Annotated in this window: 22 protein-coding genes and 1 tRNA gene; 14 read left to right on the top strand and 9 right to left on the bottom strand. The window is 69.9% G+C overall.

From position 1 onward, the window contains the following. Complete coding sequence (locus tag ABZ459_RS00535; protein ID WP_357964231.1) at window positions 1–1,395, bottom strand: hypothetical protein; 1,395 nt, start codon at window positions 1,393–1,395, stop codon at window positions 1–3. 82 nt (window positions 1,396–1,477) lie between these two features. Between ABZ459_RS00535 and ABZ459_RS00530 the strand changes: the two genes are divergently transcribed. Beyond that, complete coding sequence (locus ABZ459_RS00530; protein WP_357964229.1) at window positions 1,478–2,089, top strand: DUF305 domain-containing protein; 612 nt, start codon at window positions 1,478–1,480, stop codon at window positions 2,087–2,089. 59 nt (window positions 2,090–2,148) lie between these two features. Here the strand turns inward: ABZ459_RS00530 and ABZ459_RS00525 are convergent, their stop codons facing one another. Then, on the bottom strand, window positions 2,149–2,565 hold the full coding sequence (locus ABZ459_RS00525; protein ID WP_020547189.1) for an SsgA family sporulation/cell division regulator: 417 nt from the start codon (window positions 2,563–2,565) through the stop codon (window positions 2,149–2,151). Window positions 2,566–3,016: 451 nt separating this feature from the next. On the opposite strand from ABZ459_RS00525, the gene ABZ459_RS00520 reads away from it, so the two are divergent. Further along, window positions 3,017–3,088 (top strand) — tRNA-Val (locus ABZ459_RS00520). A gap of 103 nt (window positions 3,089–3,191) precedes the next feature. Here the strand turns inward: ABZ459_RS00520 and ABZ459_RS00515 are convergent. From ABZ459_RS00515 to ABZ459_RS00505, 3 genes are all read right to left on the bottom strand, one after another. Further along, window positions 3,192–4,196, bottom strand: a complete 1,005-nt coding sequence (locus ABZ459_RS00515; protein WP_357964227.1) for a site-specific integrase — start codon at window positions 4,194–4,196, stop codon at window positions 3,192–3,194. A gap of 4 nt (window positions 4,197–4,200) precedes the next feature. Further along, on the bottom strand, window positions 4,201–4,353 hold the full coding sequence (locus ABZ459_RS00510; RefSeq protein ID WP_347624618.1) for a ribbon-helix-helix domain-containing protein: 153 nt from the start codon (window positions 4,351–4,353) through the stop codon (window positions 4,201–4,203). 83 nt (window positions 4,354–4,436) lie between these two features. Further along, window positions 4,437–4,613, bottom strand: coding sequence for a helix-turn-helix domain-containing protein (locus ABZ459_RS00505; protein WP_357964225.1), 177 nt, complete (start codon window positions 4,611–4,613; stop codon window positions 4,437–4,439). 432 nt (window positions 4,614–5,045) lie between these two features. Here ABZ459_RS00505 and ABZ459_RS00500 point away from each other — a divergent pair, with 432 nt between their 5' ends. The 5 genes from ABZ459_RS00500 to ABZ459_RS00480 all read left to right on the top strand — a co-directional run bounded on the left by ABZ459_RS00500 (window position 5,046) and on the right by ABZ459_RS00480 (window position 12,105). After that, entirely contained in the window at window positions 5,046–5,213 is a 168-nt protein-coding gene (locus ABZ459_RS00500; RefSeq protein ID WP_357964224.1) for a hypothetical protein, read from the top strand. 19 nt (window positions 5,214–5,232) lie between these two features. Beyond that, window positions 5,233–5,421, top strand: a complete 189-nt coding sequence (locus ABZ459_RS00495) for a hypothetical protein (protein ID WP_357964222.1) — start codon at window positions 5,233–5,235, stop codon at window positions 5,419–5,421. Window positions 5,422–5,724: 303 nt separating this feature from the next. Next, entirely contained in the window at window positions 5,725–8,391 is a 2,667-nt protein-coding gene (gene lanL, locus ABZ459_RS00490; protein WP_357964221.1) for a class IV lanthionine synthetase LanL, read from the top strand. 261 nt (window positions 8,392–8,652) lie between these two features. Next, window positions 8,653–10,434, top strand: a complete 1,782-nt coding sequence (locus ABZ459_RS00485; protein WP_357964220.1) for an ABC transporter ATP-binding protein — start codon at window positions 8,653–8,655, stop codon at window positions 10,432–10,434. Between the two features lie 546 nt (window positions 10,435–10,980). Next, window positions 10,981–12,105, top strand: a complete 1,125-nt coding sequence (locus tag ABZ459_RS00480; protein WP_357964219.1) for a lipase — start codon at window positions 10,981–10,983, stop codon at window positions 12,103–12,105. Here the strand turns inward: ABZ459_RS00480 and ABZ459_RS00475 are convergent. Next, window positions 12,070–12,786, bottom strand: coding sequence for a response regulator transcription factor (locus ABZ459_RS00475; RefSeq protein WP_357964218.1), 717 nt, complete (start codon window positions 12,784–12,786; stop codon window positions 12,070–12,072). The two genes, ABZ459_RS00480 and ABZ459_RS00475, sit on opposite strands and share 36 nt — an antisense overlap. After that, complete coding sequence (locus ABZ459_RS00470) at window positions 12,783–13,985, bottom strand: histidine kinase (RefSeq protein ID WP_357964216.1); 1,203 nt, start codon at window positions 13,983–13,985, stop codon at window positions 12,783–12,785. The genes ABZ459_RS00475 and ABZ459_RS00470 overlap by 4 nt, the downstream gene beginning before the upstream one ends. A gap of 75 nt (window positions 13,986–14,060) precedes the next feature. Here ABZ459_RS00470 and ABZ459_RS00465 point away from each other — a divergent pair, with 75 nt between their 5' ends. The 3 genes from ABZ459_RS00465 to ABZ459_RS00455 all read left to right on the top strand — a co-directional run bounded on the left by ABZ459_RS00465 (window position 14,061) and on the right by ABZ459_RS00455 (window position 15,785). After that, window positions 14,061–14,825 (top strand): hypothetical protein, encoded by a 765-nt coding sequence (locus ABZ459_RS00465; RefSeq protein ID WP_357964214.1) that lies wholly within the window; start codon window positions 14,061–14,063, stop codon window positions 14,823–14,825. 73 nt (window positions 14,826–14,898) lie between these two features. Beyond that, window positions 14,899–15,249 carry a hypothetical protein gene (locus ABZ459_RS00460; RefSeq protein ID WP_357964212.1) on the top strand — a complete coding sequence of 117 codons (351 nt, stop codon included), beginning with the start codon at window positions 14,899–14,901 and terminating at the stop codon, window positions 15,247–15,249. A 32-nt stretch (window positions 15,250–15,281) separates the two neighbouring features. Continuing rightward, the gene (locus ABZ459_RS00455) at window positions 15,282–15,785 is read left to right on the top strand and encodes a hypothetical protein (RefSeq protein WP_357964210.1); all 504 of its coding nucleotides are present in this window, start codon (window positions 15,282–15,284) and stop codon (window positions 15,783–15,785) included. A gap of 308 nt (window positions 15,786–16,093) precedes the next feature. Here ABZ459_RS00455 and ABZ459_RS00450 read toward each other — a convergent pair whose 3' ends face one another. Beyond that, a complete protein-coding gene (locus ABZ459_RS00450) occupies window positions 16,094–16,492 on the bottom strand; it encodes a hypothetical protein (RefSeq protein WP_357964209.1) in 399 nt (132 codons plus the stop codon). A 669-nt stretch (window positions 16,493–17,161) separates the two neighbouring features. After that, entirely contained in the window at window positions 17,162–17,689 is a 528-nt protein-coding gene (locus ABZ459_RS00445) for a helix-turn-helix domain-containing protein (RefSeq protein ID WP_357964207.1), read from the bottom strand. Window positions 17,690–17,794: 105 nt separating this feature from the next. Here ABZ459_RS00445 and ABZ459_RS00440 point away from each other — a divergent pair, with 105 nt between their 5' ends. Genes ABZ459_RS00440 through ABZ459_RS00425 form a run of 4 tightly spaced genes read left to right on the top strand, consistent with a single transcriptional unit; the run spans window position 17,795 to window position 21,538 of the window. Continuing rightward, window positions 17,795–18,085 (top strand): DUF2218 domain-containing protein, encoded by a 291-nt coding sequence (locus ABZ459_RS00440; protein WP_357964205.1) that lies wholly within the window; start codon window positions 17,795–17,797, stop codon window positions 18,083–18,085. Further along, the gene (locus ABZ459_RS00435) at window positions 18,085–19,497 is read left to right on the top strand and encodes an aminopeptidase P family protein (protein ID WP_357964204.1); all 1,413 of its coding nucleotides are present in this window, start codon (window positions 18,085–18,087) and stop codon (window positions 19,495–19,497) included. The genes ABZ459_RS00440 and ABZ459_RS00435 overlap by 1 nt, the downstream gene beginning before the upstream one ends. Before the next feature lie 11 nt (window positions 19,498–19,508). Then, window positions 19,509–20,714, top strand: coding sequence for an aminotransferase class V-fold PLP-dependent enzyme (locus ABZ459_RS00430; protein WP_357964202.1), 1,206 nt, complete (start codon window positions 19,509–19,511; stop codon window positions 20,712–20,714). Beyond that, complete coding sequence (locus ABZ459_RS00425; RefSeq protein ID WP_357964201.1) at window positions 20,702–21,538, top strand: NAD(P)H-binding protein; 837 nt, start codon at window positions 20,702–20,704, stop codon at window positions 21,536–21,538. The genes ABZ459_RS00430 and ABZ459_RS00425 overlap by 13 nt, the downstream gene beginning before the upstream one ends. Window positions 21,539–21,550: the final 12 nt, after the last annotated feature.

The following is a 21,550-nucleotide window of genomic DNA, read 5'->3' as shown; positions in this document are numbered from 1 at the left end:
TCAGTACGACTTCTGCGTCTGTACGTTGAAGTCGGCCATCTTCACCTGCTTGGCCGGATCCGTGATCGGGTCGTCGATGCGCAGCACGTCCAGGCCCTCGCGCATGTCGCTGGAGTAGATGTAGCCGTTGTAGTAGTAGGCCGACCACGAGCCGGCGATGCCGCCCTCCGGGTACGGACGCCGCTCGAAGAAGCCGATCTCCTTCGGCGCGGCCGAGTCGGTGAAGTCCCAGATCGACACCCCGCCCTGGTACCACGACTGCACCATGACGTCCCTGCCCTTCACCGGGATCAGCGAGCCGTTGTGGGCCACACAGTTCTCGTCCTTCTCCTGGTTCCGCGGGATCTTGAAGTAGCCGCGGCGTTCCAGCTTGCCGTTCACCAGGTCGTACACGGCGTCGGCGCCCTTGGTGCGCGGCGTGCCGGCGTCGCAGGTGGCCTGGCTGCCGCCGCCCAGCTCGTCCCCGAAGACGACCTTCGTCGCGTCGTTGTTGAACGTCGCCGAGTGCCAGATCTGGAAGTTCTCGGTGTCGCGGATCTGCTGGATCACCCGTGGACTGACCGGGTCGGAGATGTCGAGCAGCACGCCGTCGCCGAAGCAGGCCGCCGCGGCGAGCTTCTTCTCCGGGTAGGCGGTGATGTCGTGGCAGCCCGCGAACATCTGGGTGTTCTGCTGCTGGGGGAAGATGTTCGGCTGCGCCACGACCTTGGCGGACCTGGGGTCGTCGAGCGGGATCTCCACGATCTGGATGTTCTGGTGCGGCGCCGGGCACGTCCGCGAGTCCGGCTCGGGGCCGGGGGAGGAGACGTAGACGTAGAGCTTGTCGTCCGTGGGCACCATGGTGTGCGTGTGGGAGCCGCAGTCCGTGCGCACCGCGCCGACGTAGCGGGGGCTCTTCTTGTCGCTGATGTCGAACAGGCGCAGGCCCTCCCAGTCGCGGGAGTTCTCACCGGAGTCGCAGCCCTCGCCGTCGCGCGGCTCGTCGATCGACAGGATCAGCAGGTCGCCGTGCACGCTGACGTCGTTCTGCTGCGCCGGGCAGGACACCTGGCTCACCGTCTTCGGCTTGGCCGGGTCGCTGATGTCGTAGATCGTGAACCCGGCGAAGTTCCCGACGAACACGTAATCGCCCTGGAAGGCCAGATCGGTGTTGAAGTTGTCGTCCCCGGCGAACGGGCCGGAGCGCGGGACGTTCGCCACGTGCTTGACGTTGGCGCTGGTCAGCACCTCGCCCGTGCCCGACGCCGTGCCGGACGCCGTGCCTGACGCCGTGCCGCTCTCCTGCGAGGAGGCCGGCCCCGGATCACCGGCCGACGGCGGTTCCGCCGCGCACGCCGAAGCCAGCAACAACGCCGCGCACAACACCGCTCCGCGCAACTTGGCGAAGATCAACACGCGTCCCCTTTATCTCTCGTGGCTCACTATGGAAGCTATGCCAGCACGTTGGTGGCCGCGTACGATCTCCATCACAGTTGTGATGACATTTGCGCTTTCGGCCTGTTCTCAGCCGCCTGCCCCGGACATCCCGGCCGTCGGGACGGACGCCCCCGTCCTGGTGCCCGCCAGCCCCGGAGCCCCCGCCCGGACGGCGACCCCCGGGGAACGCGTCGGCCCGAGCCCGGCCCCCACCCTCGCCGCCGACGTACGCTTCGCCGAGGCGATGATCCCGCACCACCGGCAGGCGCTGGAGATGACCTCCCTGGTCGAGGCCCGTACGACCACCCTGGTCATCCGCGCGCTCGCCCGCTCGATCACCGCCGCCCAGACCCCCGAGATCAGGTCCATGACCGTCTGGCTCGCCGAACTCGGCCGCCCGGCCCCCGCCGGCCACGACCACGGCGCGGCGGCCGGCTACGGCATGGCCACCGAGCAGCAGCTGAATGCCCTGCGGGCGGCCAAGGGGGCCGCGTTCGACCAGATGTTCCTGCGCCTGATGACCCGGCACCACCAGGGCGCGGTGAAGATGGCGGGGGAGGAGCTGGCCGGCGGCCGCGACTACCGCATGCGCCTGCTGGCCAGGGACGTCTACTCCGGCCAGAGCATCGAGATCGAACGCATGCGCCAGGCCGCGACCACGCTCCCGTCCTGACACCGCGCATGCCGAGGCCCCGGCGTCGGGGTGGACGCCGGGGCCTCGGGTGTGACGGTTCAGGACGGCCAGAGCATGTTGGTGAGCTCGGCGTCCAGGTCCATGAAGTCGGTCTCGCGCCCCGCGGGCACCTTCTCGTACGTCCGGTGGAGGAACTCCGTGAGGGGGGCCAGCGGCACTTCGAAGAGCGCCTGCCCGAACGGCGAGGTGAGGCTGATGTGCAGGGTGCGCTCGCCATCGGCGCGTGCGGGCCATACCTGCACGTCGCCGTCGCCGACCCGCCGCACGATGCCTACGGTCAGCAGTTCACGAGCAAAGATCCACTCGACCGGCTCGTCGTTCCCTACGTGGAAGGCCATGCGGATGGCATACGGATCGTCGGCTGTGTAGCTCAGTCCGGCGAGCAGGGGGACGGTAGTACGGTCGGGGACCACTAGCCGAAGGCCAAGCTCGGCGGAGACGGTGGTGCTGTTCATCGTCAGCCAAACCTTTTCGTCGTAGGTCCCCTCTTCGGGGCTTTCACTGCTCTGACGGACTTCGTCCTGAGCTATGACGCGGAACGAAGAAACCTGTAGGAAAGATTCCGCCTCAGGGGCCTTCTGTAACGCACATCACAGCTGGACATTTAGGCATCTACCTGGCTAAACGGCATCAATCGGGTCGTATTTGCGAGGGTTTTGCTGTTGTAGAGCCTGCCCCGACGGGCTCGACCAAGAACGTTTCTACCGAAAAGATCGCGATCGGTGTCTTCCGGGACACGTCGATGGTATGACACCGACCCACCACGCCGATGGGCAACCGCCGCCTTTCGCTCGAATCCCTCGCGCCCGGAGCTCCCGAAGATCGCCCCGCGACCGCTCCGTTTCGCCACCACCCCGAGAGTGCGGTATGGTTTTCCCCGTCAGCACCGCAAGGCGCCGACAGGGCGGGCGATTAGCTCAGCGGGAGAGCGCTTCGTTCACACCGAAGAGGTCACTGGTTCGATCCCAGTATCGCCCACTCGTAAGGTGTAGGTGAAGGGGTTTCGGAGATCATCCGAAGCCCCTTCTCTCATGTCTGGGGGTCGACGGGAGCCAATCGGGGAGCCATCCCACTCGGATGCTCAACCCGTCGGCTTCTCACCGAAGATGGTGTTCATCGTCTGGGTACCCTTGGTGATCACTGGTCTGAGCTGGTGGTGGTAGACCGCCTTGGTGACGCTGGTGCCCGCGTGTCCGGCGAGGTCGGCGATCGTCTCGGTCGGTACGCCTTGGTCGCTCGTGATCGAGACGAACGAGTGACGCAACTCTCGTGGGCTCCATGTCGTTCCGGGCCCGGCCTGCTTGGTGATCTCGCGGAAGGTGCGCCGCACGTTCGACGCCTCGGGCTTGGTGCCGGCGTTCGTGCAGGACACCAGATCGTGGTCCTCCCATGCCTCGCCGGCCTTGAGCTTGTGGGCGGCTTGGCGGGTGTGGTGCTGTCTGAGCACTTGGGCCGCCGGCTTCGGCAGCTCCAGCGTGCGGCGTGACTTGCGGGTCTTGGTGTCTGCTCCTTCCCGGACGGTCCGCCAGACGTAGATGGCGAACTTCTTGTGCTTGGACCCTGCCTCGGTGACTGGTTGCCACTGCTTGAGGCTCGGTGTCCAGGCGACGACGTGATTCCATCGGAGTGCTCGGGCCTCTTCGGTGCGGATGCCCGTGGTGAGGCTGAGCACCACGTAGGCGTTGAGTTCGGACGATTCGGCGGCTTTGAGCACTGCTTCGGCTTGTTGCCGGGTGAGTGCTTTGCTTGGTCGTCCGTCCGTGCCCTTGGGGGTGATGACGAGCTCGGCGACGTTTCCGATCACCATGTCGCGCGCCTGGGCTTGCCGGATGGCTCGTTTCAGTCCCTTGGTGAGCCAGTCTTCGACGGCCTCGCGAACGGTGTAGGTCTCCGATGCGCTGACGCCTGCCTCAAGGTCCTTGACCGCTTTGATCAGCTTGTCCTTGACCGCGGTCTTGGTCCGGCCCTTCCGCTTGAGGCGCTGGCGTCTGCCGTCCGGGCCGAACCCGAGGGAGATGGCTCCTGTGTAGCCGCCCCCCTCGGGGTAGATGGTCGCTTCGTACTGGCCGATCAGGATCTTGGCCAATGGATCACCCCTTCTCGTGACGGTTGAGGTACTCCTCGATCGCCTTCCTGATCACCCACGACACATCTCGCTCCTGCGACTCGGCGTACCTGCGGAGACGGTCCTTCAGTTCCGTGTCCACCCGTACGGGGGGCAGGGTCGTTCGGTCGCTCGTCATAGACGGCTTCCTTTCGTGTCATGCAGTTATCAAGAGGCGCTGTCCGGGTGTACCCGTCTTGTAGGACTTCGTAGCACGCTGTTCTACACCTCGTCTGTCGCTTCGAGGGAAGAGACGAAGTCGGTGAGTTGCTGATCAGTGATCCGGCGGAGTTTGCCGATCTTGATGCTCTTGAGCTGGCCGGTGCGGAGAAGGAAATAGACCTTGTCGCGCCCGACGCTGAGCATCTCCGCGACTTGTTCGACCGTGTATGCCTGCATATGGCATCCCTCCTCTCCCTAATCGAGATCTCTTCGTTGATTACGGATTGTGATCGTCCGTGCGGCCGTCCGTCCGCGTCCGTCACGCCATTTACACGCGCAGACGCGCGGACGGACGCGGACGATTGCGATCCGTTGTCGTTGGAGAGCGACGTGGATGAACACGCGCTACGAAACCACCCTCGCGCACGCCCTGGCAGACGAAGGCGGTGCCCTTTGCGACGACTTGGCCTGTCTCGCCTGTGTGCTGTTCACTGCGTCCAGGACGGGTGACGGGCTGCCTCGACCGGGTGCGCCTGTCGGCCTCCTCGGCGTCATGTCGGTCCCGCCAGTCGTCGTCGCGTTCGTCATCCGGCTCGTCGTTCGGGGGCGGGATCGATGTGGTGAGCAGTTCGGCCAGGTTGACTGGGGGCGGCATCCTGGGGGCACGCCGTGAGCGCGGCCGACAAGGAGGCGTTCTCGCGGGTTCTGGCCGCTGAGCCGGCACCCGGCAATGTCCGGGTCATCGGCATCCGTCCCCACGCTGTCGTCGACGCGCCGGCAGCCGGTGCCATGACGGGGGCGATCGCCAACTTGTCCGGCGGCGCGATCGTCGACTGAGCCGACCGGCTCCCGGCAGGTGATCGCCAAGCGCCGCGCCGTCCTTGACGCCACGCTCGCCGTGGACGACGTGTCCCTGGACGCCGCGCTCAACGCTCCAACGATCACGATCGCCGAGGTCGATGCCCGTGTCGGATGCGATGTCGAAGAGTACGGGACCTGGATCCAGGATCCAGGAGTGATGAGCCCGTTCTTTGGGTGTCGCTAGATGTGGCCGTATGTCATTTGCTTGCTGCGGTCCGTCGTCGCCCGCGTCTCGGCGAGGACCGCCGAGCCCGCGCCGGCTCACTGGTCCTGGCGCCAGGTTGCCCCGGAACCCCGTGAACCGCTTGGGGGGCCATTCAACGGACGAAACAAAAAGGCAAATAAATGCGACCGGTAAAGCGGGGCGCGCTCTCCTTCGGCCGGGAAACCAGCTTTCACCTCGCATTCAATTCATTTCCCATTCATCTGCAAGAGCACTTGGCGACTCTCGGTTCGCAGGAGAGCGGCGACAGCGGAAGCGGGTTACGTGGGCACGCATTCGGAAGACTCGGCCATTCTGCGCGACATCGTGACCGCCGAACTCGGGCGCGCGGGCGCACGGGAGTGGTCGATCGCCGAGGACGACCTGTGGTGCAAGGTCACTCCCGACGCCTACCCGATGCCCGACCAGGGATGGAAGCTGCATGTCTCCGCGACGATGCTCTCCGCCCCGGTGGCGCTCGCCCGCGTCTCGCGAGTGCTCACCGAGGCCCGTTGCGCCTTCAAGTTCCCCGCCCGGCTGAGCGATTATTGGAAATTCCTCGAACCGCACTGCAGCCGGGCGCAGGCCGGGAAGTTCATCACCGCTTATCCCCTCGACGACGCCGAGTCGGTACGCCTGGGCGCCTTGCTCGATGACGTCACCCGGGGACTTCCCGGCCCGGTGATTCTTTCCGATCGTCCGTACCGGGCAGGCGGGATCGTCCACTACCGCTACGGCGCCTTCAGCGGGCATCGTGTGCTCGGCAACGACGGGTTCTACGAGATTCGGCTGCGTTCTCCGGAGGGCCGGCTCGTTTCCGACGAACGGCGGCCGAGTTTCTCCCCGCCACCGTTCGCGATCTGCCCGTTCGAGGTTCCGGTGGCGAGCCGGCGCCCGCGGGCGTCTGCGGTGATGCTCAATGACCGGTTCATCGTCCGTAAGGCCGTACGGCATGCGAACCGGGGCGGCGTCTACCTCGCCGAGGACACCGCCACCGGCCACGAGGTCGTCGTCAAGGAGGGGCGTCCGCACGCGTGCGCCGATCTGAGCGGCCGCGACGCGCGGGATCGGATCGCGGCCGAACGTTCCTGCCTGGAGGCCCTCGCCACGACCGGGATCACACCGGCCGTGGTGGACTTCTTCGAGCAGGGCGGCCACACCTTCCTCGTCGAGGAGTTCGTGCCGGGGATCACGCTGCAGCGCTGGTCGGACGAGAATGCCGGCCTCCTGGGCGAGGACGGCTTCGGCGGCGCGCCGGCGCAGGTCCTGCCCATCGTCAGTCGCCTGATCGCGTCGCTGAAGACGCTGCACGGCCGAGGCTACGTGTTCGGCGACCTGTCGCCGAACAACGTGATGATCTCGCCCGGCGGCGAACTACGGCTCATCGACCTGGAACACGCGGCCGTGCCGGGCGCCACCGTCATGGTGGGCGGGACCCCGGGCTACCTCGCCCCGGAGCTGGCGGGCCACACGGGGGAGTTCCGGCCCGCCCCGCACGCAGCCGCCGACCTCTACAGCCTCGGCGCCATGGCGTACTTCCTGGCGGTCGGGGCCCATCTGGACCCGCCGGGCCCCGACCAGGCGGCCAGGGTGGCGGCGGTGGCAGCGGCCAACCCCACGCTCGCCCTGCTGCGACCGCTGGTGGAGGGCCTGCTGGCGACGGAACCGGAGCGCCGCTGGTCGCTGGACAGCTGCGTTCGCTTCCTCACCTCTCCCGCCCCGGAGCGGGCCGCCCCCCACCACCGCTCCCAGCCGCCGCAGCGGATCGGCCGCCTGATCGACGACGGGATCGCGCACCTGGTGGAGACGATGGACACGAGCGAGGACGCCCCCTCGCCGTGGCCCGACACCGCCGACGGCGTCGAAGCCGATCCGTGCTCGGTCAACGGTGGCGCGGCCGGAATTCTCGGCGTCCTGACGCGGGCCGAACCGCACGCCCCGGCGACTGCCGAACTCGCCCGCTGGTTGAGGCGGCGGCTGGCGGCCGAGGACGTCTGGCCACCCGGCCTGCACTTCGGGCGCTCCGGCGCGGTGTGGGCGCTGTACGACGCGGCGACGGCCATGGGCGACGCCGAGCTGGCCCGGTTCGCGGTGCGGACAGCGCGGCGGCTGCCGACCGACCACCCCAGCTCCGACGTGACGCACGGACTGGCCGGATGCGGCATGGCGCTCCTGCACATCGCCCTGGCCTCGGGAGATCCCGCGCTTCGGGACCGGGCCGCGGAGGCCTTCCAGAACCTGCATCAGGCACGGTCGTACGGTAATGGCCACCCGCAGTGGCCGACGCCGCAGACGTTCGACTCGGGGCTGGCCGGGGCCAACCACTTCGGTTTCGCGCACGGCATCGCCGGCATCGGGACCGCGCTGCTCCACGCGGGCCGGGCCCTGCACCGGCCTGACTGGACGGCGACCGTCCACGAGATCGCCCGCGCCCTCCACGAACACGCCGACGTGGACGGCGACACCGTCTGGTGGCCGACGCAGCGCGGCGACCTGTCCACGGTGCGCCCGCGCCGGCCGTACTGGTGCAGCGGCTCCTCCGGGATCGGCTCCTTCCTCCTGAGGTACTGGCGTGCCACCGGCGACTCGCCCGCGTTGGACCTGGCGCGCAAGGCCGCGGCGGCCGTGCACCGTACTCGATGGCAGTCAGGGCCGGTGCCGTGCCACGGACTGCCCGGCGACGGTGAATTCCTGCTCGACATGGCCGATTTCACCGGCGACGACCGCTACCGGCGGTGGGCGCGAGATCTGGCCGGATGTCTGGAGCTGCGTGCGGCCGATCATCGCGGCCGCCTGCTCGTCCCCGGACCCCACGGAGATTTCCCGCCGACCTTTCTCGCCGGTACGGCGGGAATCGTCGCCTTCCTCCTGCGACTGCGCGACCGGTCCGCCCGGTTGTGGATGCCGGAGGAGGCCTCCAGGCTCGCCGCTCCCGCAGCGGGACGGCGATGACAGACGGCCGCACCACAGGCGGCCCCGGCATTCACAAGGAGGTGACGACCATGTCCTTCGACGTCGAGGACCTGCAGGCGCTCCAGGAGCTCGAGCCCGGCGCCAACGAGGCGCTCCGGCTGACCCACTGCATCAAGCACTTCGGCTGCACCGACAACTGACAGCCGAACCCGCCCGCCCGGACCCGGGCGGGCGGGGCCCTGTTCGATCCAGACGTCTGGTCGACAGCGTTCGGTCAAGAGACAAGGACAGGCCCGGCCCGTGCACGATCGTTCCCGCTTCGATTCGGAGCAGCCTCCCGCCCCCGGGATCTGGCGCAGGGTCGTGCGGCTGTTCATGCCGCACCGGCTCGCCATCTGCTTCGTCGTCCTGCTCGTCGTGGCCTACTCCGCATTGAACGCCGCCGTTCCGTTGTTGACCCAGCTGGTCTTCGACCGGGCGCTGTTCGGCGAGGGCGGTCCGGACCTGCCGCTGCTCGCGCTGATCGCCGGACTGGCGGCGGCCACCGCCTGCGCGGTGGGCGTGGTGGACCTCGGCCAGACGTGGGTGTCGGCCCGCGTCGCGCAACAAGTGGTGCACGCGCTGCGCGTGGAGCTGTTCGGCCGTCTCCAGCGCATGCCGCTGGCCTTCTTCGCCGCGACACCAGGCGGCGAGATCCAGGCGCGGCTGGCCAACGACACCGTCCAGATCGAGAACGCCGTCAAGGACACCCTGCCCAGCACGTTGTCCGGCGTGCTCGGATTCGTGGCCGCCACCGGCGCGATGGTGGCACTGTCACCGCAGCTCGCGGGCGCCGCCCTGATCCTCGCGCCCGTCGTCGTCTGGGTGGCCTCCCGCTCCGGGCGAGCGCTCAAGAACCTGTCGGAGGTCAGCCAGCGCTCCCGCGCACAACTGTCGGCCATCGTGGCGGAGCGGCTGTGCCTGGGCGCCGTCATCCTGGCCAGGGTCCACGGCAGAAGCGCGGACGAGGCCGGCGGATTCGCCGCGGAGAGCCGGCGGCTGATCCGGCTCGGGGTACGGTCCGGGCTGGTGGCCCAAGGAGTGCTGAGCGCGGGACACGTCTTCTTCGTGCTGACCCCGTACCTGGTGTTCGTGGCGGCGGGCCTGTCCGACGGGATCACCCCGGGCACTCTGGTCGCCTTCACCGTGCTGCAGGCCAGGCTCTACCAGCCCCTCTGGCAACTTCTGCACATCTCCACCGAGTTCCGCTCCGCCCAGGGAGCCTTCGAGCGGGTCTTCGACTACCTCGACATGCGGCCCGAGCCCGAGATGGAGCGCGGGCCTGAGCCACGCCCAGACCCCGTCTCCGGGCCCGGCGCGCTCGCCGTCCAAAAGGTCATGTTCCGGTACGCCGGAGGGGAGGGGGACCGTCCGGCGCTGGACGGTGTGGATCTCACCCTGCCGGCCGGATCCACCACGCTGGTCGTCGGCCCGAGCGGCTCGGGCAAGACGACACTCGGCCACCTGCTGGCCGGCCTGCACCCGCCCACCGAGGGGTCGGTCCTGATCGACGGGGCGGAGATCGCCCGTCCGTCGCCCGGACGCGTCTGCATCGCCACCCAGGAGCCCTTCCTCTTCCAGGGGTCGATCGCCGAGAACCTCCGGTACGCCGCCCCCGACGCCACTGCGGACGATCTCGTGCGGGCCTGCCGGCTCACCCGCGTCCACGAGCGGATCACGGCACTTCCGGACGGCTACGACTCGCTGGTGGGAGAGCGGGGAGCCCTGCTGTCCGGCGGCGAACGACAGCGCATCGCCCTGGCTCGCGCGCTCCTGGCCGACGCGTCGGTGCTGGTGCTCGACGAGGCCACCTCCGCCCTCGACCCGATGACCGAGCTGGAGGTCGTCGAGGCGATCCTGGCCGAGCGGGCGGGACGGACGACGGTGATGATCACCCACAGGTTCGGCGTCCTGGAGTCCTTCGACACCGTCGTGGCCCTGGACGGCGGTCGGGTGGCGGAACACGGAGATCGCCTCGACCTGCTCGGCGACCGCCACGGGTGGTACGCGCGGATGGTCCGCGCCCAGACCGGCGTCGCATGAACCCCGCCCTGCGCCCTGCACCGCGTCGAACCCATCGCACAAGGGCTTGAGCTGCGTCCGTCCTTCAGATGGCTACGACCGCGATCCTCTTCGCCCCTGCGAGGGGTTCCGACAACTGCATGCTCGTGGCGGCTGTGGCCAGCGAAGCGGGCCTCGTCGTCCTGTCAGGAATTGCAGCACCTTGGTTCCTGACAGAGGAACTGACGGATCTTGCCATTCGAGGATCGACTTACATCGTTCGATCCCGGTATCGCCCATTCGTAGGACCCAGGTGAAGGGGTTTCGGAAATCATCCGGAACCCCTTCTCTCATGTCTGAGGGATGGCGGGGCCAGTGGAGGGGCGCCGAGCGTCCCAGCGGACAACCTGGTCCATGCGCTCGCGCCGGCACGCCATGACCACAGCAGACCTTCGGAGAGCGGGTGTGGTTCGTTCGTGGGTGTCATTCCTGAGGACGATCTCCAGCGAGCTCTACCTTCCTGGGTTGAGTCGGAGGTCCTCCGCACGTCAGAGGCGGCGGGCGTACGCGGTTGGCAGCGTGAATGGGGTGAAACGTGCACTCGTCATCACCGCCCTGGCTCTCGCGCTGGCCGGATGCGGCTCCGCCCCGCCGCAGCGCCTGACCGTTCCGAAGCCGACGGGCCCGCATCCGGTGGGTACCGTCTCGGTCCACCTGGTGGATCAGTCCCGCCCGGATCCCTGGAACGGCTCCGGCAGGAAGCGGGAGCTGATGGTCAGCCTGTGGTACCCGGCCCGGGACGTGCAGGCCCACCCGGTCGCCCCCTGGATGCCGAGGGCGGCGGCGGACCGGTACCTGAAGATGAACGACCTGGAGCCGGGCTCGGTGCTGCTGGACAGGACGGACGGCCACGAGGGCGCGCCCGTCGACACGAGCCTGGGCGAACTGCCGGTCGTCCTGTACTCGCCGGGCGCCAACGCCTCGCGCGCGTACGGGACCGGCGTCGCCGAGGAGCTGGCCAGCCGGGGATACGCGGTGGTCACCGTGGATCACCCCTATGACGCGGCGGTGGTGGAGTTCCCCGGCGGCCGGGTGGAGTCGGGTCCCGAGGTGACCGATTTCGCCAAGGCGGTCGAGGTTCGGGTGGCCGACGTGCGGTTCGTCCTGGACAGCCTGTCCCTGCTGGCGGAGAAGGTGCCCGGACGTGCCGGGAAGCCGCTCTTCGACCTCGCGCGGATCGGGATGTTCGGGCATTCGCTGGGCGGCGCGGCCACCTCCTCCGCCATGTACGCCGACCCGCGGATCAAGGCCGGGCTCGGCCTGGACGGCGCCGTCTTCGGCAAGGTGGCGCAGTCCGGCCTCGACCGGCCTTACATGGTGGTCGACACCGACGGGAAGGGCGGCATGGCCACCAATCCGACGCTGCGTGCCTTCTGGGACGGGTTGCGGGGATGGCGGCTCAACGTGACGCTCAAGGGGGCGGCGCACAACTCCTTCGGCGACGACGTCCTGCTCATCCCCATGTCGGCCGGGGCGCTGGGGCTGGGGAAGGAGCAGCTGGCGGAGGTCGTCGGCACGATCCCGGCCGAGCGGGCGCTGGCCTTCCAGCGCGCCTACCCGCCGGCCTTCTTCGAGCAGACGTTGCGCGGCCGTCCGCAGGCGTTGCTGCGGGGCCCGTCAGCCGCCTTCCCCGAGGTCTCCTACCGCCGCTGACGGCGCCTGCCCGCCGGCCGTGACCACGCCGCCCTCGTAGGCGGCGATGACGAGCTGTGCCCGGTCGTGCGCGGCGAGCTTGGCCAGCAGGCTGCGGACATGGGTCTTGACCGTCGCCTGCCCGATGCCGAGCCGCTCGGCGATCTGCGGGTTGGTCAGCCCCCGGGCCACCAGCACCAGCACCTCCCGCTCCCGGCCGGACACCTGGGTCAGCCCCGCCGCCAGCCGGGCCGGGGTCGCGGCGGGCTCGCGCCGGGCGAACTCCGCGATCAGCCGCGTGGTGACCGACGGGGCCAGCAGCGCCTGCCCTTCCCCGACGATGCGCAGCGCCTCCAGCAGGTCGCCGGGCCCGGTGTCCTTCAGCAGGAACCCGCTGGCTCCGGCGCGCAACGCCCCATAAACGTACTCGTCGAGATCGAACGTGGTCAGCATCACCACCCGCGTCCCGGCGGTCGCCGGGTCGGCCTTGATCAGCTGGGTGGCCTTGATCCCGTCGAGGCCGGGCATGCGGACGTCCATGAGCACCAGGTCGGGCCGCAGGTCGCGGGCCAGTTCCACGGCCTGCTGCCCGGTCCCGGCCTCGCCGACGGTCGCCAGGCCGGGGGCGGTGTCGATCAGCCTGCGCAGGCCCGCGCGCAGCAACGCCTGGTCCTCGGCGATCAGCACCGTGAACGTGCTCACCTGCCGTCCTCCCCGAAACCGCCGTCCTCCCCGAAACCGCCTGCCTCCCCGAAACCGCCTGCCTCCCCGGAACCGCCTGGCAAGGGCAGTCCTGCGCGGACGGCGAAGCCGCCGCCGGGCTCCGGTCCGGCCGAGAACGTCCCGCCGTACAGGATCACCCGTTCTTCCAGCCCGGCCAGCCCGTGACCTCCCGCACGTGGCACACCCCCGCGACCGTCGTCGACGACCTCGACCACCAGTTCGCGCCGTGCCCGGGTGGCGACGGCCACCCGGCACCGGGCCGGGCCGGCGTGTCTGAGCACGTTGGTCAGCGACTCCTGCACGAGGCGATGGACGACCAGGGCCGCCTCGCCGCCGAGCGCGAGGCCGGGCTCGACGTCGAGCTCCACCCGCACGTCACCGTCCGGGATCGCCGCGACCAGCTCGCCCAGCGTGTCCGCCAGGTACGGCGCGCCGTCCCGCTCTGCCGGGGCGTCGCGGAGCAGGCCCAGAAGGCCGCGCAAGTCCGTGAGCGCCTTCCGGCTGGTCTCCTCGATGATCGACAACGCTTCACCCGCCTCCTCGGGATGCGTGGCGGCGACGTGGTTGGCGATGCCGGCCCGCATGGAGATCAGGCCCATGCTGTGGGCGACGACGTCGTGCACCTCACGAGCCACCCGCAGCCGTTCCGCCGTCGCCGCGGCCTGCGCCGACCGTGCGACGGCCTGGGCGGCGTACGTGCGCTGCTCCCGTACGGCAAGCCCGATCGTCCATGCCAGACCGAGCAGCAGCCAGGCGAATCCGCACGCCGAGGCCGCCTGCGTCCAGGAGGCGGAGCCGACCGCGGCACCGGCGGCGGTCACCGCCAGCGCGGCCACCAGCGCCGCCACCGCCGTCCGGCGCGCCGCCAGCAGCGCCACCGCGTGCAGCGCGACCGCCAAGGGCACGAACGCCTCCTGCCACCCGGCGAACGGCGCGAACACCGCCGCCACCATGACCACCGCGCACACCGGCACCGGCCACCGACGCCGCACCGCCGGCGGCAGGCAGGCCAGCGCGATCACCGGCACGGCCACACAGGGCGACACCCGGGCGGACTCGGGCGCCAGCACTGCCGGCACCGAGAACCCGGCGGCCAGGGCAACGGCCGCGAACACGTCGACGGCGACCCAGTGTCCCGGCCGCAGCCTGCGCGCGATCAAGGGACGCCGTTCGGCCATGCGCCCACCCTAGACGGGCCGGCCACGGCGGCGTGCGCGATGTGGATCATGAAGCTGGTGATCTAGGGTGCGGGCATGTCGTACGTGCTCCACGGTGTCGTCGGTGAGTTCGACCGTCTCCGCTCCCTGGTGGGCGAAGTGCCACGGGCTGTGGTGGCGCCTCTCGGACAGCGCCTGGGGCTACTGCCGGTGATCGACGAGATCTGCGACGAGCCGGCCGGTGCGCGGCAGGAGAGCGGGCCGTTCACGCTCATGTCCCCGGGGCTCGCCGGGAGACTGAAGGACTGGTCCCGAGGCGGCCATGTCGCTTACGTGGAAGCGGACTTCTGGGGTGGCAGCGGCAGCCAGGCCGCCGCCCTGTGGGAGAACGGCCGTCGCAGGTGGGGGCCCGAGCACGCCTCGATCCAGGCCGGACCGCCGCGCGACGACTGGCCGATCAACGCCGTGCTCGCGCACCTCGGAGTGGTCAGAGCAGGCGCGGCGGACCTCTTCGACGCGGTCGGCCTCGGGCGGGAACGCGACATGGAGGGGTGGCGCCGGGCGGCCCTGGACGCCCTGGACGCCCCCGGCTACGACGCGTGGGAGGCCGCATGCCGCGCCAGGGAGGAGGCCGACGCCCGCGCCGCCGCCGAACGTGACAGGTACGCCAGGCGCGACGATGTCCCGGTCGTGCTCGACGGCAGAACGGTGATGCGGATCCTCGGCCTCCCGCCCTCCCCGACGGTGGGGGCCGCGATCCGGCACCTGCAAGAGGTTCACCTAGAACGCGGTTCCCTCACTCGCGACGAGGCGGCCACCGAACTCCGCCGTTGGGCGCGGAGCTTCCGGAGCACTCGATGACTCACGCTGCGCCCGGCGGCACTGACGTTCCGGTGGCGTCGACCGGAGCGCCAGGCCGAGACGGTCTGGCGGTTTGGGTGCCTTCGTGGCGATGGCCGCGGCGGCCACTCTCGCGTACGCCGCTGGGCCCGCCGGCGACGCCGTGGTGAACGGCTCGCTGGACAACGGGGTCAAGGGCTGGTGGGCGTCCAAGATCACGCCGATCGAGGCGACAGGCGGGCGGCTGTGCGCCCAGGTCCCTGCGGGTGCGAAGCCCGCCGCGATCGTGGACGGCTACCCCGAGGTCGGCACCGGGTCCAGGACCCACGCCTACCAGAACACCGTCAAGATCTCGGACCGGGAGGCCCGGGTGTTGTTCCAGGTGGGCGGTGCGGACGCGCCGTACACGCTGTGCGTCGACAACCCTGCGGGTCAATACGGCTAGGCAGACCATCCAGCCTCTTCTACGCTCCGGTCATGGCGGATCTCGGGCTCTTCCAGGCATGGGGGATGTGGTTCGACAACGTCCAGGTGAACCAGCACACCCTCTATGGGGCTTCGATCCTGGCGCTCGGCCGCATCGGCAAAGTCGTCTCCTTCTTCGCCGGGATGACCGTCGTCCTGGACATCATCGGACCCGACCGCATCAGGCAGTTCGCCGACAGGTTCAAGCGGTTCGATCCCCTTCGGTCGCTGACGCTTCAGAGGCTCGGCCTCTGGGTGTCGGCGTTGGGGCTACTTGTCGCCATCGCTGCTTTTGTGAGCGGCAATCTCCACCTCGGGCCCACCGCGGACAGAATCACTGTGGTGCTGGCAAATGTCGTCGGGGTTGTGGCGCTGGCCATCACTCCTCAGATCGCAAGGGTGCTGACGCAAGTCTTGGCCAGGGGGCTGGAGAGCCGATCCTGGGAGCGCGTCATCCGCTGGACTGCGGTGATGCTGCTTGTGCTCGGCTTCCACTTCGATCTCCTCGCCTCATGACGCGGCGCCCCACTCTCGCGTCTTTCACGCCTTGTGCGTCCCGGTTTACGGCGGGTGCCTCGCCCGCCTATCGCCCCCGTACGGACGGTCGTCAGGCCGGTGGGCGTTGAGAGGCGTCCGCTCCGCCGGTTTCAAAGGCCCCCCGTCGTGAAACTCCCCAGCTCACCCTGCAGAGCAGGTCACCTCCTGGCGCGGCGGCAACGCGCTGAGCGGACATGGGAAGCGCTCGTCGAATACGTCTTCGACGCGTCACCGACGCCCTGGCCGAGTTGCAGGCCCGGGGTGGATACAGAGTCCCTGATCGAACCTCAGTGCGGGTAGGGCGGTTGGGAGACGTTCTGCACGGGATACGTCCGGGTGACGTTCCAGCCGATGAACGTGAGCGGAATTGCAGCGATCAGCCAGATGCCGAGGGTGCAGCCGGCGAGCCACCAGTGGACGAGCAGCCACAGCAGTAGGTGGATGACGAACGCCGTGGGGTTGAATCCGCGCTCGCGCACCGTGACCCACTGCACCGGCCCGAACTGGGGCGCCTGCGATGCCTGCTGGTACGGCTGCATGTGGGGCTGCACCTGGTAGGGCTGGCTGTACGGCTGAGGCAGGTACTGGGGTGGCCCCTGCTGCCCGTACGCCTGCGGGTACTGCGGCCCTGAAGGGCCGTAGGGCTGCCCGTACGGGTCCTGGGGCGGCTGGGGCGGATAGGCCATGAGGCGACTCCTGAGACGTCGGAACCAGTGAGACGCGGCAGGCGTCCGGTTGGTTGCCCCTGATCTTGTCCACATCCGGACATGGCACGTGCCGTCCCGCTGCTGAGGGTGCGGGCGGGACGGCACCCCAACCCAACTCAACCGTCTGCGGACAGCAGTGACACGAAGCTGTGCCGCGCCACGTACGCCGACAGCCGCGGCTTGGCTTGCTCGGCAGCCGTGAGCGCGGCTTCGGCTTGTGCGAGCGTCAGGGACTTGGATGGCCGTCCCCGACGCGCGTCCTGGCCACCACCTACCCTCACCTTGGCGCCGGCCCTGGAGTCGCATCCGCCCAGGCGGCCCCGCCGCAGGTCATGACCATGGACGGTCTCACGCTGGTCAAGCAGAACGACGGCAGCATCGGCATCCGTGCCTTCTATGGCACGTAAGGGGACACCCCTGGGGCTTCCGGTCGACCTCACCGATGCCCTGCTCGGCCGCCGAACTGGCGTTCGCTCGCGTAGACGACCTGTGAACCGGCGGCGCGCCGACGGGAAGCCCGCCGGCTGTCCGACGCCGTCCGTCGTCCCGCCCATGGTTCATGAACGCAGCCCCCGCCAACGGTCCCGATCCGGCGCGCGGCTGAGGAACGGCGGCAGCTTGTCGCCCCGTTGGCCGGTCGACGTGTTGTCACGTGGGGCGACCTTCCGGTGGCAGGCGGGGGATGTCGGCGCGGTAGAGGCTGAGGAGCAGTCCGTACGCCTCGGTGCCGTGTTCGGGGGCGAGGCGCTGACCGTGTTCGTAGTCTTCGATCCGTCCTGCCAGCGTGCGGGCCTCTTCCGGGGTGAGCCAGACGTGGTGCAGCACGGTGTGGCCGGGGTCGCCCGGTCGTACGGGTGACATCTCGGCCAGGGCCGCGTCGTGCAGGAATCTGGCGCCGGTCTCCTCGTCGAGCTGGAAGCCGCGGTTGACGAGTTCGAAGCGCTGCTCGGTGCCGCCGCGCACCTGGCGGGTGCTCGCGAGGCGGACGAGCCCGGCCTCGCGCAGGACCCGCACGTGGTAGCCGACCGTGCCCTTGGTGGAGTCGAGCGCGGTGGTCAGCTCGCTGAGGGTGGCCGGGCGCTGGCGCAGCAGGTTCACCATGCGGTGGCGCATCGGGTGCCCGAGCGCCTTGTACTGCGCGGATGAGCGCAGAGAGAGGAGCTGCTCATCGGTCATGGGGTCAAGTGTCGAGGACTCTCGACGCTTTTGACAAATCGCGCGAGACGTTGGCAGACTGCCGAGCGCCTAAAGCGTCGACATATCTAAACACTTGGAGGGTGCATGCTTCTGGCCACGGCACACGTCGCGACCGACCGCCCCGAGCGGTACGCCAAACAGCTCGTCTCCCATCTGGGCCACAAGGCCGCCGCCGAGCACACCGGCCCGGGGTGCGCGACGATCACCTTCCGCTCCGGCGCCTGCTCTCTGCGGTCGAGTCAGGGGGTGCTCGTCCTGGTCGTCGAGGCCGCGGACCTCGACGCGCTGGGCGGCGTCCAGGACGTCGTCACCAGGCATCTCCTGCGCTTCGCCGCTCACGAGGAACTCCACGTCGAGTGGACCGGGAGCCGGTGATGACCAAGGCCGCCCACGACCCCGACTTCCAGCCCAGGCTCCTGGAGTTCATGCGCGCGGCCTGGCTCGACCAGCCGCTGGACGTGCGTCCCCTACCGGGCGTGCCGCACCACGCGCGCCGCCGCGCCGAGCTGTCGCGCGCTTTCCCCGGGGAGACGCTGGTCATCCCCACCGGACCTGCCAAGATCCGCGCCAATGCCACCCTCTACCGCTTCCGCCCGGGAAGCGACTTCTCCTACCTCACCGGCGACCACGACCCCGACGGTGTGCTGGTCCTGCGACCGGGCGGTGACGCCCTGCTCTACACCCACCAGCGCTCCTCGCGGGAGACGGACGAGTTCTTCCGCGACCGGGCCGGCGAGCTGTGGGCCGGGCGCCGCCGTACGCTCGATGAGAAGACGACCGAGCTCGGTGTCGACACCGCCCCGCTGGCCGGCCTCGACGCCGCCCTGGCGCGATGCGTGCCAGGGCGCACCCGGGTGCTGCGCGGGCTCGACGCCAGGGTCGACGCGGCCGTGCCCGCCGACGACGTCCGTGACCGGGCGCTCTCGGCGGCGATCGCCGAACTCAAGCTCGTCAAGGACGAGTGGGAGATCCGCCGGCTCCAGGAGGCGGTCGACGCCACCATCCGGGGGTTCGAGGACGTCGCCCGGGTGCTGCCCGCCGACCGGGGCGTGTCCGAGCGGCTGATCGAAGGCGTCTTCGGGCTGCGCGCCCGGCACGACGGCAACGACGTCGGTTACGGCTCGATCGTCTGCGCCGGAGCGCACGCCACGATCCTGTGCTGGAAGCGCAACGACGGCTTCACCGCGCCCGGCGAGTTGCTGCTCATGGACATGGGAGTGGAAGGCCATCAGCTCTACACCGCCGACATCACCCGCACCCTGCCGGTCTCCGGTGTCTTCACCCCGCTCCAGCGCGAGGTCTACGACATCGTCCACGCCGCCCAGCAGGCCGGTATCGCAGCGGTCAAACCGGGGGTGAAGTTCGCCGACGTCCATCTGACCTGCATGCGGGCGCTCGCCGAGGGCCTGGTCGAGCTCGGGGTGCTCAAGGTGAGCGCCGACGAGGCGATGGACCCGGCGTCGATGCACTACTGGCGGTGGACGCTGCACGGGTTCGGCCACATGCTGGGCACCGACGTGCACGATTGCGCCAACGCCCGGCCCGAGCGCTATCGCGGGGGCGAGCTCGGCGCGGGCAACGTGCTGACCGTCGAGCCCGGACTGTACTTCCAGCCGGAGGACGATCTGGTTCCCGCCGAGCTCCGCGGGATCGGGATCCGGGTGGAGGACGACATCCTGGTCACCGCGGAAGGCGCGGTCAACCTGTCCGGCGCGCTGCCCAGCCGGGCCGACGAGGTGGAGAACTGGCTCGCCGCCCAGCGCGAGGCGGGACCTCGACTGCCGTGAGCCTCCTGGATGTGGCACGTGCCCGCCTCGACACCCCGGGATGCGCCGAGGTGGTGCACCTCAACAACGCCGGTGCGGCGCTCGCTCCGGCCCCGGTGCTCGACGCCGTCATCGGACACCTGCGGCTGGAGGGGCGGCTCGGGGGATACGAAGCCGCCGCCGTCGCGGCTCCGCAGGTGAACGCGGTCTACGAGGCGATCGCCCGGCTGATCGGCTGCCTGCCGGACGAGATCGCCGTGGTCGAGAACGCCACCCGCGCCTGGGACATGGCCTTCTACGCGCTGCGCTTCGGACCGGGGGACAGGATCCTGACCTCCCGCGCCGAATACGCCAGCAACGTGATCGCCTTCCTGCAGGTCGCGAGCCGTACCGGCGCTCGGGTCGAGGTGGTCGACGACGACGAGCACGGCCAGTTGTCGGTACGCGACCTGGAGCGGCGGCTCGCCGCCGACGTCAAGCTCGTGGCCGTCACCCACGTCCCGACCCAGAGCGGACTGGTCAACCCCGCGGCCGAGATCGGCCGGCTGACCCGCGCCGCGGGCGTACCGTTCCTGCTCGACGCCTGTCAGTCCGTCGGGCAACTCCCGGTCGATGTGCGGCAGCTCGGCTGCGACCTGCTGTCGGCCACCGGCCGCAAGTTCCTGCGCGGGCCGCGCGGCACGGGTTTCCTCTACGTCTCCAAGCGGCTCGCCGACACCTTGGAACCGCCCTTCCTCGACCTGCACGCTGCCACCTGGACCGGCCAGGACACCTACGAGATCCGTTCAGGCGCGCGCAGGTTCGAGAACTGGGAGGCCAACTACGCGGCCAAGATCGGCCTCGGCGTCGCGGTGGACTACGCCCTGAGCTGGGGCGTCGAGGCGATCGCGGAGCGCGTCACCGCGTTGGCGGCCCGGCTGCGGCGGCGGCTGGGGGAGCTGCCTCGGGTGACCGTCCAGGACCGGGGGCAGCGGCTGTGCGGGATCGTCACCTTCACCGTCGACGGCGAGTCCGCTGCCGACGTGCACCGCCGCCTGAGCGCGGCCGGGATCAACACCAGCGTGTCCGCGGTCACGTCCGCCCGCTACGACCTGGGCGAGCGTGGCCTGGCCGCCGTGGTGCGGGCGTCGGTGCACTACTACAACACCGACGAGGAGGTCGACGCGCTCTGCGCCGCCTTACAGCGTCGGAACACAGCATTCCGTTCTGACACGAGGAGACCTCGATGTACCTCATAACCGGCGCCACCGCCCACTTCGGCCGACAAGCCGTCGAAGTGTTGCACGCGGCGGGCCACCCCGTCCGCGCTCTGACCCGCACGCCCGAACGCGCCGCCCTGCCGCAGGGCGTCGAACTGGCCCAGGCCGATCTGACCGAGCCCCAAACCCTCCCAGCCGCGCTCGACGGGGTGAGCGCCCTCCTGCTGGTCCTGCCGTACGGCATGGACCCGGCGCCGCTGCTGGCCGCCGCCCGCGACGCCGGGGTGAGCCGGATCGTCTTCCTGTCCTCGGGCGCGGTGGTCGACGGCGCAGGCGCGCAGCCGGATGTGATCGCCCAGTACCACGGCGACGTGGAGCGGGCCATACGCGAGTCCGGCCTGGAGTGGACGATCCTGCGGCTGCTCTTCCCGGCGATCAACTCGCTGACCTTCGCGATGCAGCTCTCCGGCGGCGACGTGATCCGCGCGCCGTACACCGAGGCCGCCTTCAGCGCCATCCACGAATGGGACGTCGCCGACGTCGCGGCCGCGACGCTGACCCGCCCCGGCCACGCCGGGCAGACCTACCACCTGACCGGGCCGGAGTCGCTCACCCAGGCCGACCAGGTCGCCATCCTCGGCCAGGCGCTCGGCCGCCCGCTCACCGTCGAAGACCTCGACCCCGCGCCGGTGCTGGAGCAGATGAGCGCCTTCATGGATCCGGCCTTCCTCGGCGCGCTGTTCGAGCTGATGGCGGCCCGCGTCGGCAAGCCCGCCGACGTCAACGACACCGTCGAGCGGATCACCGGCCACCCCGCCCGCACCTACGCGCAGTGGGCCGCCGACCACGCCGTCGACTTCTGACCCAAGGATCCG

The organism is Nonomuraea sp. NPDC005692 (assembly GCF_040631115.1).
Taxonomy (GTDB): domain Bacteria; phylum Actinomycetota; class Actinomycetes; order Streptosporangiales; family Streptosporangiaceae; genus Nonomuraea.
Note: the sequence above shows the minus strand (reverse complement) of the source record. Positions and strands in the feature narration are given on the sequence as shown.